This is a genomic window from Serratia proteamaculans (genome assembly GCF_946227095.1).
In the GTDB taxonomy this organism is placed as follows: Bacteria; Pseudomonadota; Gammaproteobacteria; order Enterobacterales; family Enterobacteriaceae; genus Serratia; species Serratia proteamaculans_E.
In genome coordinates, this window is sequence record NZ_CAMISV010000008.1 from 175,052 (window position 1) to 193,791 (window position 18,740).

At 51.9% G+C, this 18,740-nt stretch carries 15 protein-coding genes and 1 pseudogene; 10 read left to right on the forward strand and 6 right to left on the reverse strand.

What is annotated here, in order from left to right:
- Nucleotides 1–90 precede the first annotated feature (90 nt).
- Nucleotides 91–642: a phosphodiesterase gene (gene yfcE, locus OC597_RS17295; protein ID WP_112348840.1), complete on the forward strand. Its 552-nt coding sequence runs from the start codon at nt 91–93 to the stop codon at nt 640–642.
- Nucleotides 643–732: 90 nt separating this feature from the next.
- A complete protein-coding gene (gene yfcD / locus OC597_RS17300) occupies nt 733–1,290 on the forward strand; it encodes an NUDIX hydrolase YfcD (RefSeq protein ID WP_099061616.1) in 558 nt (185 codons plus the stop codon).
- A 62-nt stretch (nt 1,291–1,352) separates the two neighbouring features.
- On the opposite strand, the gene metC is transcribed toward yfcD, so the two are convergent.
- Together metC and OC597_RS17310 are read right to left on the reverse strand one after the other, a co-directional pair.
- The gene (metC, locus tag OC597_RS17305) at nt 1,353–2,540 is read right to left on the reverse strand and encodes a cystathionine beta-lyase (protein WP_410071723.1); all 1,188 of its coding nucleotides are present in this window, start codon (nt 2,538–2,540) and stop codon (nt 1,353–1,355) included.
- A gap of 51 nt (nt 2,541–2,591) precedes the next feature.
- Nucleotides 2,592–3,842 (reverse strand): dicarboxylate/amino acid:cation symporter, encoded by a 1,251-nt coding sequence (locus OC597_RS17310; protein ID WP_261258243.1) that lies wholly within the window; start codon nt 3,840–3,842, stop codon nt 2,592–2,594.
- A 220-nt stretch (nt 3,843–4,062) separates the two neighbouring features.
- Here OC597_RS17310 and OC597_RS17315 point away from each other — a divergent pair, with 220 nt between their 5' ends.
- Nucleotides 4,063–5,001 carry a LysR family transcriptional regulator gene (locus tag OC597_RS17315; protein WP_261285045.1) on the forward strand — a complete coding sequence of 313 codons (939 nt, stop codon included), beginning with the start codon at nt 4,063–4,065 and terminating at the stop codon, nt 4,999–5,001.
- A gap of 138 nt (nt 5,002–5,139) precedes the next feature.
- Nucleotides 5,140–6,077: pseudogene (locus OC597_RS17320) on the forward strand (IS3 family transposase); the annotation flags it as partial.
- 62 nt (nt 6,078–6,139) lie between these two features.
- Here the strand turns inward: OC597_RS17320 and pta are convergent.
- Nucleotides 6,140–8,302, reverse strand: a complete 2,163-nt coding sequence (gene pta / locus OC597_RS17325) for a phosphate acetyltransferase (protein WP_262209744.1) — start codon at nt 8,300–8,302, stop codon at nt 6,140–6,142.
- Nucleotides 8,303–8,376: 74 nt separating this feature from the next.
- Complete coding sequence (ackA, locus tag OC597_RS17330; RefSeq protein ID WP_261258238.1) at nt 8,377–9,579, reverse strand: acetate kinase; 1,203 nt, start codon at nt 9,577–9,579, stop codon at nt 8,377–8,379.
- 355 nt (nt 9,580–9,934) lie between these two features.
- On the opposite strand from ackA, the gene yfbV reads away from it, so the two are divergent.
- The 4 genes from yfbV (at nt 9,935) to OC597_RS17350 (ending at nt 13,821) form a co-directional block, all read left to right on the forward strand.
- On the forward strand, nt 9,935–10,390 hold the full coding sequence (yfbV, locus tag OC597_RS17335; RefSeq protein WP_085117795.1) for a terminus macrodomain insulation protein YfbV: 456 nt from the start codon (nt 9,935–9,937) through the stop codon (nt 10,388–10,390).
- Between the two features lie 331 nt (nt 10,391–10,721).
- A complete protein-coding gene (locus tag OC597_RS17340) occupies nt 10,722–11,216 on the forward strand; it encodes a YfbU family protein (protein ID WP_099061613.1) in 495 nt (164 codons plus the stop codon).
- Nucleotides 11,217–11,232: 16 nt separating this feature from the next.
- Nucleotides 11,233–11,889 carry a sugar phosphatase gene (locus OC597_RS17345; protein WP_262209746.1) on the forward strand — a complete coding sequence of 219 codons (657 nt, stop codon included), beginning with the start codon at nt 11,233–11,235 and terminating at the stop codon, nt 11,887–11,889.
- 99 nt (nt 11,890–11,988) lie between these two features.
- A complete protein-coding gene (locus OC597_RS17350) occupies nt 11,989–13,821 on the forward strand; it encodes an SLC13 family permease (protein ID WP_262209748.1) in 1,833 nt (610 codons plus the stop codon).
- 30 nt (nt 13,822–13,851) lie between these two features.
- Here OC597_RS17350 and yfbR read toward each other — a convergent pair whose 3' ends face one another.
- Nucleotides 13,852–14,451 carry a 5'-deoxynucleotidase gene (gene yfbR, locus OC597_RS17355; protein ID WP_037421003.1) on the reverse strand — a complete coding sequence of 200 codons (600 nt, stop codon included), beginning with the start codon at nt 14,449–14,451 and terminating at the stop codon, nt 13,852–13,854.
- Nucleotides 14,452–14,574: 123 nt separating this feature from the next.
- A complete protein-coding gene (locus OC597_RS17360; RefSeq protein WP_085117786.1) occupies nt 14,575–15,789 on the reverse strand; it encodes a pyridoxal phosphate-dependent aminotransferase in 1,215 nt (404 codons plus the stop codon).
- A gap of 862 nt (nt 15,790–16,651) precedes the next feature.
- On the opposite strand from OC597_RS17360, the gene lrhA reads away from it, so the two are divergent.
- Together lrhA and OC597_RS17370 are read left to right on the forward strand one after the other, a co-directional pair.
- Entirely contained in the window at nt 16,652–17,587 is a 936-nt protein-coding gene (lrhA, locus tag OC597_RS17365; protein WP_262209750.1) for a transcriptional regulator LrhA, read from the forward strand.
- A 712-nt stretch (nt 17,588–18,299) separates the two neighbouring features.
- Complete coding sequence (locus OC597_RS17370) at nt 18,300–18,740, forward strand: NADH-quinone oxidoreductase subunit A (protein WP_012146022.1); 441 nt, start codon at nt 18,300–18,302, stop codon at nt 18,738–18,740.

An 18,740-nucleotide genomic window follows, 5' to 3' on the forward strand; every position in this document is an offset into this window, starting at 1 on the left:
GCATCACAATGCTTTGCTGGCGCATCTGCGGTTTGCCGCACGGTGCCAGCGCGCTAAAATAGGGCTTATTTCCTTAACAGGGACAAGGTTATGAAGCTGTTATTTGCCTCGGATATACATGGTTCGCTCCCCGCGACCGAAAGCGTGCTGGAGCGTTTCGAACAAAGCGGTGCCGACTGGCTGATCCTGCTGGGCGATTTGCTGAATCATGGGCCGCGCAATGCCCTGCCGGTGGGTTATCAACCGGCGCAGGTTGCCGAACAATTGAACCGCTATAGCGACAAGATCATCGCCGTTCGCGGCAACTGTGACAGTGAAGTCGATCAGATGCTACTGTCCTTCCCTATCACCGCGTCTTGGCAGCAGGTGCTATTACAAAAAAGACGATTGTTTTTAACCCACGGTCACCTTTATCATCCCTCGGCACTGCCGCCGTTATCTGCCGGTGATGTGCTGGTCTACGGACACAGCCATTTGCCGCAGGCGGAACGGCAGGGAGAAATTTACTGCTTTAATCCAGGGTCGGTCAGCATTCCGAAAGGGGGCTTTCCTGCCAGCTATGGCATACTGGAGGACGGCGTTTTAAGTGTGGTCACTTTGCTCGGCGGCAAGGCTGTTGCAGAGGTGGCATTAACGCACTAATTTATACACACACAATAAAAATCTTTGAAAAACACTCATTGATTAACCAGTGCGCGGGATGCATCGCGCCAAAATAGAAGGTTTTAGAGGATGGCGGAACAGGATCAGGCTGCAGATACCGAGTGGGTTGATATCGTCAACGAGCAAAACGAAGTGATTGCTCAATCCAGTCGCCAACAGATGCGTGCCCAACGGCTGCGTCATCGTGCTACCTATATTGTGGTGCATGATGGAATGGGAAAAATTCTGGTGCAGCGTCGCACCGACATAAAAGATTTCTATCCGGGCTGGCTGGACGCCACTGCGGGTGGTGTGGTGCAGAGCGGGGAGAATGTACTGGATTCCGCCCGTCGCGAAGCGGAAGAGGAGCTGGGCATTGCCGGCGTGCCTTTCGCCGAACATGGCCTGTTCTACTTTGAAGAAGATCAGTGCCGGGTGTGGGGCGCATTATTCAGTTGCGTTTCTCACGGCCCGTTTGCTCTGCAGGAAGAAGAAGTGGCGGAGGTGAGCTGGCTGACGCCGGAAGAGATCACCGCACGCTGCGATGAATTCACGCCAGATTCGCTGAAAGCGCTGTCGCTGTGGCTGACGCGCAACAACGAACAGGCCTACGGTAAACCGCTACGCGATAGCGATGAAAATGCCTGATGGGGCTTCAGAAATGAAAAAGCCGGTCAATTGACCGGCTTTCTCTTAATCCTATCCTGTTTTTATTCCAACCGTGCAAAACCCGCATCAAGATCGGCAATTAAGTCTTCGATATTTTCAAGACCAATATGCACACGCACGAGTGTCCCGGTGAAATCCACTTTGCCTGCAGGGCGGATTTCGTTGAGTTCCTCAGGCTGATTGGCCAGGATCAGTGATTCAAAACCACCCCATGAATAGGCCATGCCGAAGTGCTCAAAATTATCCAGATAATGGGCAACTTGTTCATCGGTTAAGCGTTGTTTAAGCACAAAAGAGAACAATCCGCAGCTGCCAGTGAAATCCCGCAGATAATATTCGTGCCCTTTACAGGAGGGCAGCGCCGGGTGATTGACTTGAGCCACCTCGGGGCGTTTAGCCAGCCATTTTGCGACGGTGATACTGCTTATCTCGTGTTGTTTTAATCTTACTCCCAGGGTTCTCAATCCTCGGCTGCCAACATAGGCCGTATCGGCATCGGCCATTTGTCCCATTAGATAAGAATTCTCGCGCAGTTGATCCCAACAGCGCGTATTTGATACCGCGGTCCCTAACATGGCATCGGAATGGCCAATGATATATTTGGTTCCTGCCTGAATAGAGATATCCACGCCAAAATCCAGTGCTTTAAATAAGATGCCTGCAGCCCAGGTATTATCAATCATGATCACAATGTCAGGATTAATCGCCCGGATTGCCTTTACCATGCCGGGAACATCTTGAATCTCCATAGTGATGGAGCTTGGTGACTCAAGAAATACCACTTTGGTATTGGGTTGAATGAGATCGACAATACCCGCACTTATCAGTGGGTCATAATACGTCGTTGCCACACCCAATCGTGCTAATACCTTATTACAGAAATCCTGAGTGGGTTCATAAGCTGCCCCCGTCATCAGAATATGATCGCCGTTAGCGACAAAGGCCAGAATGGCATTTGTCACTGCGGCAGCACCGCAAGGGTAAAGAGAGCATCCTGTGCCACCTTCTAACTCCGTCATGGCATCCTGGAATGCAAAATGAGTCAAGGTGCCGCGGCGACCATAAAATAGTTCACCTTTGGTGCGGTTAGCCATAGCCAGTTTTTTCGCCTTTACTGAGCTAAAAATTAATGAAGATGCGCGTTGTATTACCGAGTTTACCGAACCCTGGGTAAATTTTGGTTTACGACCCGCGGTGACCAAGGCAGTTTCTATTTTTTTAGATGTCATAATTTACCTGCTTATTCTCGATTGTTAATCCAATGGGTAACGAATGAATTTCTATGAGGCATTTTTTTCTTTTATTAAAGAGACGTTCATCTGAGTTGCGGTAGATACCGATTTCTTACCAGAAAAACGTTCAACAATTTGCGCTGCATTTAAGTCATGGATCACGTTGATCAAGGTGGCAGGAGCATCAGTAATGGTGCCAAGTACAACCAACATGGGAATGGTTTCCAACGGCAATCCTAATGTCGTCACAATGAAAATCTCACCGAGGAATGCACCGCCAGGCACACCGCCAACAATAATCGCCGAAAGTACAGAGATTAACATGGTCAGGAAGAAGGTCTCCATCGTGAAGTCCAATCCCAGCACGGCAAAGATGAAAACGATTTTCAGCGCGGCAATCATCGCCACACCGCCTTTATTCAGGTTTACCAATAAGGGTAAGGCAATATCAACGATTTCCGGGTCGATACCCATGGCTTTACCGGCGCGAATATTGACGGGTAAAGTTCCTAGGGAAGAGCAGGTTCCCAATGCTGTTGCTGAAGGTTCGATAGCATTTTTCCAGAATGCGCGTATCGCAGGGACACCGCCGCCAATCCAGGAATAGAAAATGGAGCCGAAAATGTAATACAGCAATGTTGCCAGAAAAAATAGGCCAATAGCCCGGGCAAAGGTGAGCAGTAGCTGTGAGTCTTGGCTTGCCATAGTCGAAGCAAAATAACAGCCCAAGCCGATAGGGGCCGCTTTCATGATGATGGACACAATCTTCATGATGACGGTATTCAGATCGTTCAGCGAGTTGGAAATACGTTTGCCTTGCTCACCGGATTGCCCAATGGCGATCCCGGCGATAACCGACATGATAATCAGCGCCAGGATGTTGGATTTGGACAGTAATCCAACAAAATCATTGGCGGTAACCATGCTGACAAAATCCATCTCACCACCGCCGGTGTTGAACTTCTCGGTCAGCTCAATCACGACGCCCTGTGCTGGATCAAACAGTGTTGCTAAACCAACAATGCCTGCCGCCGGTATCAGCGCCATCATAATGGAAACGGCGAAGATAATTCCCATGATGCGCCCGAGTTTTTTCAGGTCCGTCATGCCTGCAATCGATGACATAACGCTAACGCTGACCAATGGCACAATAATCATAAATAATAAATTTAGGAATATTTTGCCTATAGACTGTAATTTCAATGCGATTTCAGGTGCATAGATACCTAATACACCCCCTAGTGTTAATGCGAGTAATAGAATAAGCGAGGATCGGTAAGGTTCTAAATGTTTCCACATATTGATTCCTTTTTCATCATTTTTTCACATGTGACTTAAGTCACTTTTTTATTTGCTATTTTTCTTGATTTTTTGTTTTGTGATTGTGGTCACCATTTGGTGCTTTATTTAAAATTAAAAACGTATAATGTTTCCGTAGTTAATAATTACATTTTATTTTAATGAATGTAATACGCCATTCGTACCATTTAATGAAATCACTCGTGAATGAAAGGAAAAAATGAGCAATCCAGTCTCGTTAAAACAACTAGAGATCCTGGTCAAGATCGTCGAGTGTGGTGGCTTATCGGAAGCTGCAGTACAGCTTAATGTCTCACCCTCTGCGGTGAGTAAAAGCCTGTCGCAGCTGGAAAATCAATTAGGTACAACTTTGTTGAAAAGAACAACAAGAAGTTTTACTCTTACTGAACCTGGGCAGTATTTATACAATAGGGCAACGCAACTGTTGCTGGATTTTGATGAATCAGTAAACACAACTGCGGGCTACTATAATCATCCTCAAGGTGAATTAAGGATAACCTGTTCGATGGCATTTGGTTATTCACACTTGGTGACGCTGGTTAATCACTTTCGTAAAAACTGCCCTGATGTTGATTTTCACATCGATCTTAATGATAATTTTGTTAATCTTAATGAAGTTAATGTTGATATCGCATTACGGGTTTCTTCATCCCCCCCTGATAATTATGCTATGCGCAAATTGGCGACCATTAACTGGGCATATTGCGCAAGTCCTGATTACCTCAGTAAATATGGTAAGCCCAACTCTGTTCAAGAGTTTCCTCAACATCATTGTCTGACTTATCCGGGCTTAACCCCTATAGAGAGAAGCACCGATAAACAGGGCGTTACACACCAGTTAAAAAAACGAACCCCTATTCAAGCAAATAGCAGTCTGGTTTTGCTCAAGTCTGCCCTTGAAGATCAAGGTATTGCCTATCTTCCTACCTATTTACTAAGCGATTCGATACAACAGGGAACCCTGGTCCCTTTGGCACTGGATGGTAAATTGACTCACGATACCCATGCACTCTATGCCCTTTATTTTCCAAGCCGATATAGCAACCCAAAGGTTCGTTCATTTATCGATTATCTGTTGGATGAGCTCCAGCCGATTCCCATCTGGGATAATTGGATGAGCAAGTTCACAAAGAATTAAAACCGGGCTTTTCGTTGAGGTAAGCAGCTTTTGATGCACTGGCGAGGGCTAATCAGTTGTTACACCGCTGAGTGAGCTGTGACCCGTCCTAAATAGCGTTGACACGTTTTCGACTTAGATCCGGAGAACGTGATAATGGCTGAGTTCCTGGATGCCGTCGTTAACGTGCTGAAAAATGACTATGGGATCAGCGTCATAAAAAAGCGGCCAGGCAAGTCCTCACGCAAAAACAGACCCAAAAAATAACCATTATCCGGGTCGCCTATTCCTGGGGCAGAGCCGACAGACCTGGTATCAACACAATACACGGCTCAGTAAGCTGCGGAGTCGTGACGTCCGGATCGTCGATTTTGTTAAAGCAATAAGAGTCCGTCAGGCGTGTATCGGAACCCGTAAGTTGCATTATCTGCTGAATAAACAATCAGATGATGGATTACATATCGGACGTGACCGGTTGTTCTCCCTGCTAAAGGAACGCAGGCTATTGGTTCCTGTCAGACGGGCGTACCATAAAACAACGGACAGTCATTACCGTTTTCGGCGACATCCCAATTTATTAAAGGCGGGGCCGGAACAGGTGGTGGTAAGGCGGCCAGAACAGGTATGGGTGGCGGATATTACTTATCTGCCAACCCGGAGTGGCATGGTCTACCTGAGCCTGATAACGGATGCCTGCTCAAGGAAAATTATGGGTCATCATGCGCACAGTGATCTGCGTACGGATAATGTCGTGCAGGCTCTAAAACAGGCCTTAAAGCTGAGAAAAACTACCTAGCCGCTAATCCATCACTCAGACCGTGGAATACAATATTGTTCAGCAAGTTACCAGTCAGTCCATGAAAGATACGGGCTAATCTGCTCAATGACGAATGGCTATGACTGTTATCAGAACGCACTGGCGGAAAGGGTGAATGGAATACTGAAAACGGAGTTTTTGCTGTCACGCCCGGCAGATCTGGAGCAGGCAAGATATTTACAACAGAGAGCACCCTCACCAGTCGCTGAAATACAAAACGCCCGATGCAGTGCATCAGGCGTTTTACAGGCATAAAAGTGTCAACCTATGCCAGGACTAGTCACTGAAAATGAAAAAGCCGGTCAATTGACCGGCTTTTTTTATCGCATAACCCAGGGGCTATCAGGCTTTAGCTGTCGCTTCATCAGCCTGGGAAGACTGAATGGCGGTCAGCGCCACGGTGTAAACAATGTCGTCTACCAGTGCGCCACGTGACAGGTCGTTCACCGGCTTGCGCATGCCTTGCAGCATTGGCCCGATGGACACCAGGTCAGCGGAACGCTGTACCGCTTTGTAGGTGGTGTTACCGGTGTTCAGATCCGGGAAGATGAACACGGTAGCCTGGCCGGCAACCGGCGAGTTAGGCGCCTTGGATTTGGCTACGTCAGCCATGATCGCGGCGTCGTACTGCAACGGACCGTCGATGATCAGGTCAGGACGTTTTTCCTGTGCCAGACGGGTTGCTTCACGCACTTTCTCAACGTCGCTGCCCGCACCGGAGTTGCCGGTGGAGTAGGAGATCATCGCTACGCGTGGTTCTATACCGAAAGCGGCGGCGGAGTCGGCCGACTGGATTGCGATCTCAGACAGTTGCTCAGCGGTTGGATCCGGGTTGATCGCACAGTCGCCGTACACCAGAACCTGGTCAGGCAGCAGCATGAAGAATACGGAGGATACCAGCGAGCTGCCCGGTGCGGTTTTGATCAACTGCAGCGGTGGACGGATGGTGTTGGCAGTAGTGTGAACCGCGCCGGAAACCAGCCCGTCAACTTCGCCTTTTTCCAGCATCAGGGTGCCGAGAACCACATTGTCTTCCAGTTGCTCACGCGCAACCACTTCGGTCATGCCCTTGCTCTTACGCAGCTCAACCAGACGCGGCACATAGAGTTCGCGGACGGCGACCGGATCAACGATTTCGATGCCTTTGCCCAGTTCAACGCCCTGAGCGGCAGCAACGCGCTTGATCTCTTCCGGATTACCCAGCAGCACGCATTCTGCGATACCGCGTTCGGCACAGATAGCTGCAGCTTTCACGGTACGCGGCTCGTCACCTTCAGGCAGCACGATGCGCTTGCCGGCTTTGCGTGCCAGCTCGGTCAGTTCGTAACGGAACGCCGGTGGAGAAAGACGACGTGAACGCTCGGAGGTGGCGGTCAGAGACTCGATCCACTCGGCGTTGATGTGGCTGGCCACGTAGTTCTGCACTTTCTCGATGCGCTGATGGTCGTCCGCCGGCACTTCAAGGTTGAAGCTTTGCAGGCTGAGCGAGGTCTGCCAGGTGTTGGTGTCGACCATAAATACCGGCAGGCCGGTCTGGAAGGCACGTTCACACAGCTTTCTGATCGGCTCGTCGATGGCATAGCCACCGGTCAGCAGGATGGCGCCAATTTCTACGCCATTCATCGCGGCCAGACAGGCAGAAACCAGCACGTCAGGACGGTCTGCCGAGGTCACCAGCAGTGAGCCTGGGCGGAAGTGCTCCAGCATGTGCGGGATGCTGCGCGCACAGAAGGTCACAGACTTCACGCGGCGGGTCATGATGTCGCCTTCATTGACCACGGAGGCCTTCAGGTGACGAGCCATGTCGATAGCGCGGGTGGCGATCAGATCAAAGCTCCACGGCACGCAACCCAGAATCGGCAGCGGGCTGTTGGCGAACAATTGCGCCGGGTCAACGTTGGTCACGCTGGCCTTGGTGGAGTCGTCGAAGATCTCGGACAGGTCAGGACGGGTGCGGCCCTGTTCGTCAACCGGGGCGTTCAGCTTGTTGATGATTACGCCGGTGATGTTTTTATTTTTGCTGCCGCCGAAGCTGCTGCGGGCCAGCTCGATGCGCTCTTTCAGCTGTGCTGGGGAATCGTTACCCAGCGCCAGTACGAAGACGATTTCTGCATTCAGCGTTTTGGCGATTTCGTAGTTCAGCGCGTTGGCGAACTGATGTTTACGGGTCGGCACCAGGCCTTCGATCAACACCACTTCTGCGTCTTTGGTGTTTTCGTGGTAGCGAGCCACGATCTCTTCCATCAGCACATCTTGCTTGTTGGAGCTCAACAGGCCCTCAACGTAGCTCATGCGCAGCGGTTCGGCTGCGGTGATGGTGGAGTTGCTGCTGCGGATGATGGTGGTGGTCTGATCGAGCGAGTCGCCGCCAGTACGTGGCTGTGCGATAGGTTTGAACACGCTCAGGCTAACGCCTTTTTGCTCCATGGAGCGAATGACACCCAGGCTGACGCTGGTCAGGCCGACGCTGGTGCCAGTGGGGATCAACATAATTGTACGTGACACAGAATAGTCCTCTTCACGAATTAACATGAGGCTAAAACAGCACCGTCAGCCTGGGCTGACGGTGTCGGAGAGCGTTACGCGGTCAGACGGGATGCGTCTTGCGCGATGACCAACTCTTCGTTGGTCGGGATAACCAGCGCCAGGCGGCTACCGTCTTTGGTGATGGCACCGGATTTACCGAAGCGAGCAGCCATGTTGCGGTCGTGGTCAACTTCGAAGCCCAGCAGGCCCAGTTTGTTCAGGGTCAGCTCACGTACCATACCGGCGTTTTCACCGATACCACCGGTGAAGACGACTGCGTCCAGACGGCCGTCCATCAGGGCGCTGTAGGCACCGATGTATTTGGACAGGCGGTGGCAGAATACGTCCATCGCACGCTTGGCGTCGGCTTTGCTTTCGTAGTTGTCTTCAACATAACGGCAGTCGCTGGTGACTTCGGTCAGGCCCAGCAGGCCGGATTCTTTGGTCAGCATTTTGTTGATTTGATCAACGCTCATGCCCAGGGAGTCGTGCAGGTGGAAGATAATGGCAGGATCGATGTCACCGCTACGGGTACCCATGACCAGGCCTTCCAGCGGGGTCAGACCCATGGAGGTGTCAACGCATTTGCCGTTGCGCACTGCGGCAACGGAACCGCCGTTGCCCAGGTGGCAGGTGATCAGGTTAACTTCTTCAACCGGCTTGTTCAGCGCCTTGGCCGCTTCTTGAGTCACGTAGAAGTGGCTGGTGCCGTGTGCGCCATAGCGGCGAACGCTGTGGTCACGGTACAGGCTGTACGGCAGGGCGTACAGGTAGGATTCTTCCGGCATGGTCTGGTGGAACGCGGTGTCGAACACGGCAACGTTTTTATCCGCCAGTTTAGGGAAAGATTTCAATGCTTCAGCGATACCGATCAGGTGCGCTGGGTTATGCAGTGGTGCAAAAGGCACCGAATCTTTGATACCCTGCAGGACTTCGTCATTGATCACGGCAGAAGCGGTAAACTTCTCGCCGCCGTGCACAATGCGGTGACCGATAGCGGTCAGCTGTGCAGAAAGCTCAGGTTTTTGTGCCAGAATTGTATTAACAATGTAGTTCAGTGCTTCGCTGTGCGCAGCGCCGGCGCCCAGAGCCGCTTCGTGTTTCGCGCCGTCCATCTTCCACTTGAGGCGAGCCTCAGGCAGGTGGAAACATTCGGCTAAGCCGGAGAGGTGTTCTTCACCGTTGACAGCATCGATGATAGCGAACTTCAGGGAAGAACTGCCGCAGTTCAGGACCAGTACTAGCTTACTCGACATGGAAGTACCTACTTAAATAGTTCGTGTTGTTAAAGGAAAGACCAAAACACGTGGTGAATTAATCGTCAATCAGACAACAAGCGTAGCGCATAATGCCGTTGACATTTATGATTAACATCATGTGAATTGCACAAACCACATGACGATGAAAAAACCGATGATTTCTCTACGGTTTAAGTAATCTTGATTTTTATAGGGCTAAAAGTTGACAGAATTCTTGTCATCTTCTACCGGCCAAAAGGCCGGCTTAGGATACCGATAGCCTGAGGCAAACACAAAATAAATTTAAAGCTTCAACTTTTTTAGTATTGTGTTGGCTGTGTCCTTATTTTTCTTTGTGACGTTGAGGTACGCAATGACGAGCAAACCGTCCGGTTCCGTTAGCTGGTTTCAGGTCTTCCAGCGCGGGCAGCATTATATGAAAACCTGGCCGTCGGACAAACGTCTGGCTCCGGTCTTTCCGGAGAATCGCGTTGCGAGTGCCACCCGTTTTGCCGTCCGTTTTATGCCGCCGCTGGCGGTGTTCGCCCTGACCTGGCAGATTGCCCTGGGTGGCCAGTTAGGCCCGGCGATCGCCACCGCGCTGTTTGCGTGCAGCATGCCGATGCAGGGTCTGTGGTGGTTGGGCCGTCGTTCGGTTACTCCGTTGCCGCCAACGCTGCTGCAATGGTTCCACGAAGTCCGCAACAAGCTGGCGGAAGCCGGTCAGGCGGTAGCACCGGTAGAAGGCACACCGACCTACCAGGCGCTGGCGGACCTGCTGAAACGCGCCTTCAAGCAGTTGGATAAAACCTTCCTGGATGACCTGTAACCACAAAAATGGCCGCATTGATTGCGGCCTGGTTAAGTTTGATGTCTAGTCTGAGATACCCGGGCCTAGCGCACCGAGGGGCTATTATGTGACACATCCATGTGTCCCACCCTTTGGGCCGACTGAAGTCGTTCCAATTTGTTCCCGACAAATTGGTCGGCAGCTGAAGCTGCTACGACCCCTTCGGCACGCTCTCCCTAATAATAGACCTGGGCATAGCTTGTTCCAGCCAATAACCCCGGTTTAAATCAAAGAACCGGCGAGTTGTGATTTCCTGCGATCTTGCGCTGTGCGATGCTTCCGCCATTAGCAATTTATCGAGGAAATTATAATGGAAATGACCCACGCCCAACGGCTGATCCTGTCGAACCAATACAAGATGATGACCATGCTGGATCCGGATAACGCCGAGCGTTACCGCCGCCTGCAGACCGTTATCGAACGTGGGTTTGGCCTGCAGATGCGCGAGCTGGATCGCGACTTTGGCGAAATGAGCGAAGAAGTGTGCCGCACCATTATCAACGTGATGGAAATGCACCATGCGTTGCAGGTCTCCTGGGATAACCTGAAGGAAAAACAGGGGATTGAGGCGCGCCGCCTGGCGTTTCTCGGCTTTGACGCTGCAACCGAAGCGCGTTATCTCAGCTATGTGCGTTTCCTTGTGACCACCGAGGGGCGCTATACTCATTTCGATTCTGGCAGCCACGGCTTTAATGCCCAAACCAAAATGTGGGAAAAGTACCAGCGAATGCTGGCTATCTGGCTGTCATGCCCACGTCAGTATCACCTGAGCGCCGTCGAGATAGCGCAAATTATCAATGCCTGATTAAAAGAGGTTTCCTGTGGAGTGTAAGGGTTTTCTGTTCGATCTTGATGGGACGTTGGTTGATTCGCTGCCGGCGGTAGAGCGCGCCTGGATTAACTGGGCCAAACGCCGCGGCATTAATCCGCAGGACGTACTGGATTTCATTCACGGTAAACAGGCCATTACCTCGTTACGTCACTTTATGCCGGGTGAAAGTGAGGAAGCCATTCAACAGGAGTTCCTGCTGCTGGAGCAGGTGGAAGCGCAGGACACCGATGGCGTTACTGCGTTGCCGGGGGCCGCTGCCTTGCTGGAGCGCTTGAATCGCTTGGATATCCCGTGGGCGATCGTCACCTCTGGGTCGATCCCGGTGGCTACCGCCCGTCGTAATGCCGGTGGTTTGCCGCAGCCGGAGGTGTTCATTACCGCCGAGCAGGTAAAACATGGCAAGCCACAGCCGGATGCCTATCTGCTGGGCGCAGAGCGTCTGGGGCTGGCGCCACAGGACTGTGTGGTAGTGGAAGACGCCGCCGCCGGTATCCTTTCCGGGTTGGCCGCCGGCTGCCAGGTAATTGCGGTCAATGTACCGGCCGACGCCCCCAAGCTGGAGCAGGTTGATCTATTGTTAACCTCGCTTGAGCAGATTGCGGTGAGTAAAACGGAGCAGGGTGCGGCGATAAGCCTGGTCGCCTGACCGAGGGTATCTTCACCCAAATTGATTAGACCCCGCACCGGCGGGGTTTTTTTATGCTAATTTTTAAGCCCTTGGATATTTCTGCCGGATGAGGCCGTTTTGAACAGCGAATTACTGTGGGTGCTGAGTTTACTGTTGATTGCCATCGTGCTGTTTACCACCAACAAGCTGCGGATGGACGTCGTGGCGTTGCTGGTGATCATCGCTTTTGTGCTGAGCGGCACGCTGACCCTGGCGGAGGCTACGGTGGGCTTCAGCGATCCCAATGTGATCCTGATCGCCGCGCTGTTCGTGATTGGTGAAGGGTTGGTGCGCACCGGAGTGGCTTATCAGGTGGGTGACTGGCTGGTGAAGGTGGCCGGCAGCAGCGAAACCAGAATGCTGATGTTGTTGATGGTCACCGTGGCCGGTCTCGGGGCTTTTATGAGCTCGACCGGCGTGGTGGCGATCTTTATTCCGGTGGTACTCAGCGTGGCGGCGCGGATGAAAATCGCGCCGGGCAGGTTGATGATGCCACTGAGCTTTGCCGGTTTGATCAGCGGTATGATGACCCTGGTGGCAACGCCGCCGAACATGGTGGTCAACAGTGAGCTGGTCCGCGAGGGCATCAGCGGTTTTGGCTTCTTCGGCGTAACCCCGGTCGGTCTGGCGGTGCTGGTGTTGGGCGTGGGGTACATGCTGGTGGCGCGGCGCTGGTTGGCCAATGACGACGGTGATAAAACGCGTGAAACCTGGCAACGGCGTACCTTCCACGATCTGATCCGCGACTATAAGCTGACCGGCCGTGCCCGCCGCTTGGCGCTGCGCAGCGGTTCGCCGATGGTCGGTCATTCGCTGGACGAGCTGCACCTGCGTGCCCGCTATGGCGCTAACGTGGTGGGGATTGAACGCTGGAAACGCTTTCGGCGGGTGATGGTCAGCGCATCCGGCAGCACCGAACTGCGCGAAGGGGATGTGCTGCTGCTTGACATGTCGGACAGTCAGGTCGATCTACGCGAGTTCTGCAGCGAGCAACAGCTGGAGCCGATGGTCCTGCGCGGCGACTATTTCTCCGAACAGTCACGCAACGTCGGCATGGCGGAAGTGTCGTTGATCCCCGATTCAACCCTGTTGGGTAAAAGCCTGCGCGAGTCTGCCTTCCGCAGTCGCTACGATCTGAACGTGGTTGGTATTCGCCGTAATGGCGAAACCCTGGCAGGCAAGCTGGTGGATGAGCCTCTGGCATTGGGCGATATTCTGTTGGTAATCGGCGACTGGAAGGCGATCCGTCAGCTGCAGGCGAAAACTCATGATTTTATCGTCCTCAACCTGCCGGCCGAGGTTGATGAAGTGGCACCGGCCATCACCCAGGCGCCGCACGCACTGTTCTGCCTGGCGCTGATGGTCGCGATGATGCTGACCGATGAAATTCCCAACCCGATTGCCGCGCTGATTGCCTGTCTGCTGATGGGCAAGTTCCGCTGCATCGACATGGAAAGCGCCTATAAGTCGATTCACTGGCCGAGCATTATTTTGATTGTCGGTATGATGCCGTTTGCCCAGGCGCTGCAAAAAACCGGCGGGGTCGATTTGATCGTGCGTGGTTTAATGGACGTGGCGGGCGATGCCGGACCGCGGGTGATGCTGGTGTGCCTGTTTGCCCTCTGCGCCACTATCGGCCTGTTTATCTCCAACACCGCCACCGCGGTGCTGATGGCGCCGATCGCCATTGCGGCCGCGCGTGAAATGGGCGTTTCCCCGTACCCCTTTGCGATGATTATCGCCATCGCCGCTTCGGCCGCATTTATGACGCCGGTTTCTTCACCGGTAAACACGCTGGTGCTGGGGCCGGGAAACTATAAGTTCGGTGATTTTATCCGCATGGGCGTGCCGTTCACGCTGTTGGTGATGGTAGTCAGCGTGATTATCGTGCCCTGGTTGTATGCATTCTAATTAACGGCGCAGCGTGCTGCGCCATGAGAATTACAGGGAAGAATCCAGGCTGATTTCATCCAGCGACAGGCTGAAGCTGGGGATAAACACGTTCATGAAATAATCCATCTCCGGGCTGCTGCGTTGCTGCAGGGTTTTTTCCAGCCGCGCTTTCGCCAGCTTGAATTCGTTATTGCCGGCAGACAACTCCTCCAGACATTTCAGGTAGGCGCACAGCGCATCGGCCTGCTTCACCACCAACTTTTCATCTTCGGTGTAATAGTGTTCGTCGAGGATCGAGCGGAAATCGTTGCGTAACTCCGCCGGGATCATATCCAGCAGTTTCTGCTGGGCTATCTTTTCGATCTTCTTATACTCGTGGGCAATCTGCGGATTGTAGTATTTGATCGGCGTCGGCATGTCGCCGGTGATCACTTCACTGGCATCGTGGTACATCGCCAGCAGGGCGACGCGATCGGCGCTCAGGTTGCCATTGAATTTTCGGTTTTTGATCACCGCCAGTGCGTGGGCAACAAAGGCCACCTGCAGGCTGTGCTCGGAAACGTTCTCGGTGCGAACATTGCGCATCAGCGGCCAGCGGTTAATCAGTTTCAAGCGGGACAGATGGGCAAAAAAGTGGCTCTGGCTCATGGTGCTCTCTTTTACAACGGCAAGTGAGGGCCCCATTGTGAGCAGTGACGGCGGGTTATGCAACTCGGGCTGTGCGGTGACGTTCTGGTGGGGGAGTGGGGCAGCAGGCTGCCCCGGCGGCGATTACTGACGGTAGCCTTCCAGGAAACGGCCCAGTTTGCCCACCGCCATTTCCAGTTCATCCACACGCGGCAGAGTCACGATACGCACGTGATCCGGATACGGCCAGTTGAACGCGCTGCCCTGTACCAGCAGCACTTTTTCCTGCAGCAACAGGTCCAGCACCAATTTCTGGTCATCGCGAATATTAAAGCGTTTAGCGTCGATGCGCGGGAACATATACAGCGCCCCCTGAGGTTTCACACAGGAAACGCCCGGGATTTGGTTCAACAGTTCCCAGGTCCGGTTGCGTTGTTCATACAGACGCCCGCCCGGTTGAATAAATTCGTTGATGCTCTGGTAGCCACCCAGCGCGGTTTGGATTGCGTGCTGCATCGGCACGTTGGCGCACAGCCGCATGGATGCCAGCATTTCCAGCCCTTCGATATACCCCTTGGCGTGCTTCTTCGGCCCGTTCAACACCATCCAGCCCTGACGGAAACCCGCCACGCGATAGGTTTTTGACAGCCCGTTAAAGGTCACGGTCAGCAGGTCCGGCGCCAGCGCAGCGATCGAATGGTGCTCGGCTTCGTCATACAGAATTTTGTCGTAGATTTCATCGGAGAATATGATCAGGTTGTGCTGACGGGCGATCTCAACAATCTGCTCCAGCAGTGCCTTGCTGTAGACCGCGCCGGTCGGATTGTTTGGGTTGATGATCACAATGCCACGGGTGCGTGGGGTGATCTTGCTGATGATGTCATCCAGATCCGGGAACCAGCCGGCTTCTTCATCACACAGGTAATGCACGGCTTTGCCGCCGGACAGCGAAACCGCCGCGGTCCACAGCGGGTAATCTGGCGCCGGTACCAGCATTTCGTCACCGCTGTTGAGCAGCGCCTGCATGGATTGCACAATCAGTTCGGAAACCCCATTACCGATGTAGATATCCTCAACGGTCACGTCACGTATGTTGCGCGCCTGGTAGTGCTGCATAATCGCTTTACGCGCCGAGAAGAGCCCTTTGGAATCGGAATAGCCTTGCGCCGTGGGCAGATTGCGGATCACGTCGAGCAGGATTTCATCAGGGGCGTCAAAACCAAACGGGGCAGGGTTGCCGATGTTCAGTTTGAGGACTTTATGGCCTTCTTCTTCAAGACGTTTAGCTTCTTTGAGCACCGGGCCGCGAATGTCATAACAGACGTTGTCCAGTTTGCTGGATTTCTCAATGGGGGACATAGAAAGTTGAGCCTTTTGCTGGGATAGGGGCGTTCCTACCGTGGAACACCGCAACCTGCCCAATGTACTCCTGGCGCAGATGCTTTTGAAGGGTTGTGCACGCCTTTGGTGCAAACGAAGGGCCCAAAGGGGGATTCCAGGCATGATAAGCAACGTGAATGTGATTTTCTGGTATTTAATTTCTTAATCTATTTGTTTATTGGGTTTTTGTTCTGAAGTGATAAGGGCGTACAGCGATAATGGCACCATGCCAGCAACGCTGGGCTAACAGAAACCTGTTCACTGTTAAGCCACACCGGGGAGTTAACGAAGATAAAATGTAAAGAGATGATAATGCCAGAGTAGTCTGATGGCGGTTTGTCCATCAGCGATCCAAACTGAATCATAAGAAAATTCACATTAGCGTTATTTTAGTTTCTCTGTTAAGCCGCGTTTAAGTAGTTATTCCTGAGTTATTCACGGAATAAATGTTACTGATTGAATTTATTAAAATCATTAAAAAATCCATCGGCTGTTACAAGAGGAATTTCTTACTCTTTCGCGTATCGGGAGACGCTGCGGCCAGTCTGGCTGCGGAGGTTGTGCAGCACAATTGGTGTGGCAATCCTGCTATCTGAATGAGTAAAATATTTTGTTCGGTAAAAATTAAACACTTTCACCACTTATAAAGTCAGACGTTGTATAAGCAATCTCGATAGATCACATTTTAAAAGGCGATAGAGGTAACGAAATAAAAGTAATTTTTTTGCCCTCCACTAATGAGTGGGGTACTGTCATGTCTGGCATCGTCCCTTTTAAACGATGTCTTAGAAACACACCAGGGTAGTTTGTAAATTAGAATTTAAAAAGTGAAGAAAACACTATGACAACTGCAAATCGTCCGATACTCAATCTCGACCTCGATCTGCTAAGAACCTTTGTGGCTGTTGCTGATTTGAATACTTTTGCGGCGGCGGCAGTCGCCGTTTGTCGTACTCAATCAGCCGTCAGCCAACAAATGCAGCGGTTAGAGCAACTGGTTGGCAAAGAGTTGTTTGCCCGTCATGGGCGCAATAAATTACTGACTGAACACGGTATTCAGCTTCTCGGCTACGCCAGGAAAATCCTGCGCTTTAACGACGAAGCCTGTACCTCTCTGATGTACAACAATATTAAAGGTGTTCTGACTATTGGCGCTTCTGATGATACCGCCGATACCATCCTGCCTTTCCTGCTTAACCGCGTCACTTCGGTGTATCCAAAATTGGCGATTGATGTGCGAGTGAAACCCAGCTCGTTCATGATCGACATGCTGGAAAACGGTGAAGTCGATCTGGCGATTACCACTATGGCTACCGCAGATCGCCCGCACATTGTGCTGCGTACTTCGCCAACCCTGTGGTATTGCGCGGCGGATTACCATTTTCAGGCCGGTGAACCCATCCCGTTGGTGGTGATGGACGAACCCAGTCCGTTCCGCTCGATGGCGATTAAACACCTGGATGCCGCCGGGATCCCATGGCGCATTGCCTATGTGGCTTCGACGCTGTCCGCCGTTCGTGCAGCCTGCAAGGCTGGCCTGGGCATCACCGTTCGGCCAATTGAGATGATGAGCCCGGACCTGCGGGTGCTCGGCGCAGCGGAAGGTTTGCCAACGCTGCCGGACACGCAATACAGCCTGTGCAAGGACCTGCAGTGCGGCAACGAGCTGGCGATGGCCATTTTCAGCGCCATGCAGAACGGCAACGACAACTACAGCTTCAATGGGCCGAGTGCCTCGTTGCAGGATGACACCTGCCTGGTTGATGACGAGGAATAACGCCAAAACGCGTTAAATCAGGTCATAAAACCTCTGCTTCGGCGGAGGTTTTTTTTGTCCTTAAATCGGGAATAATTCAATTTATGAGCGTTTAGTCTTGTCTTTATAGTGAAGTGGCTATTTGTTTGACTCTATGGCGGTCGATGAGAACGATTATCAGACGAAGAAAAAGCCTTTCGGTCATTTTTTGAACGAATAATTATAAAGGTAAAGGCCTGGAATCAATATGGTTATTTTGGTAGTTTGTCCCGGGATAATTTGACCGGCGTAATTGACAAAATTTATTAAAGGGCCACACTTTTTTTGAGGGTTTATGCTGAAAACGTGTCCTGGATCAAAAAAATACCCCTAGGTAGTGAGTGGAAGAACAGGAGATTCCTGAGACAATGGTATAGTAAAACTGAAATGAGCATGTTGGTTTATATCTATCTGTTTCTACACATCAATTAACTGACACGATTTAGCCTAAGCCAGTCGCATCAAATGTTAATTAAATGATATGTATGTAAACTAGTGTGTAGATACTTTTGTCAAAGTTGACAAAAGGTTATAGAAAGGAGTAAAAAGCCCACAGTAAAACGCTGGCTAACTTGCTGTAATAGCAGTTTGTTTGTGTGGTTTATTTATCCTTCCCTTAAATCGATGTGGTGCACTAACTGCCAGAAACAAGAGCAGAGCGATCGACGCCACTTTTGATGAGTAAGCATAGAGTATGTCAACAACCACTGAAGTTATCGCTCATCACTGGGCGTTCGCCGTATTTTTTGTCGTGGCAATCGGGCTTTGCTGTTTAATGCTTATGGGTGCGTTCTTCCTGGGTGGGAGAGCCCGTGCGCGCGCCAAACATACCCCGTTTGAATCAGGCATCGACTCGGTCGGTACGGCGCGCATGCGTCTGTCGGCCAAGTTCTACCTGGTCGCCATGTTCTTCGTTATTTTCGATGTTGAAGCCTTGTACCTGTACGCCTGGTCGGTCTCCATACGTGAGAGCGGGTGGGTAGGCTTTATCGAAGCCGCCATTTTCATTTTGGTGTTATTGGCTGGGCTGGTTTATCTGGTGCGTATTGGCGCATTGGATTGGACTCCGGTGCGCTCCCGGCGCCAGAGCAAGCCAGGCACAATCAAAAACGCCACTAACAGTCATCCGCAGTAG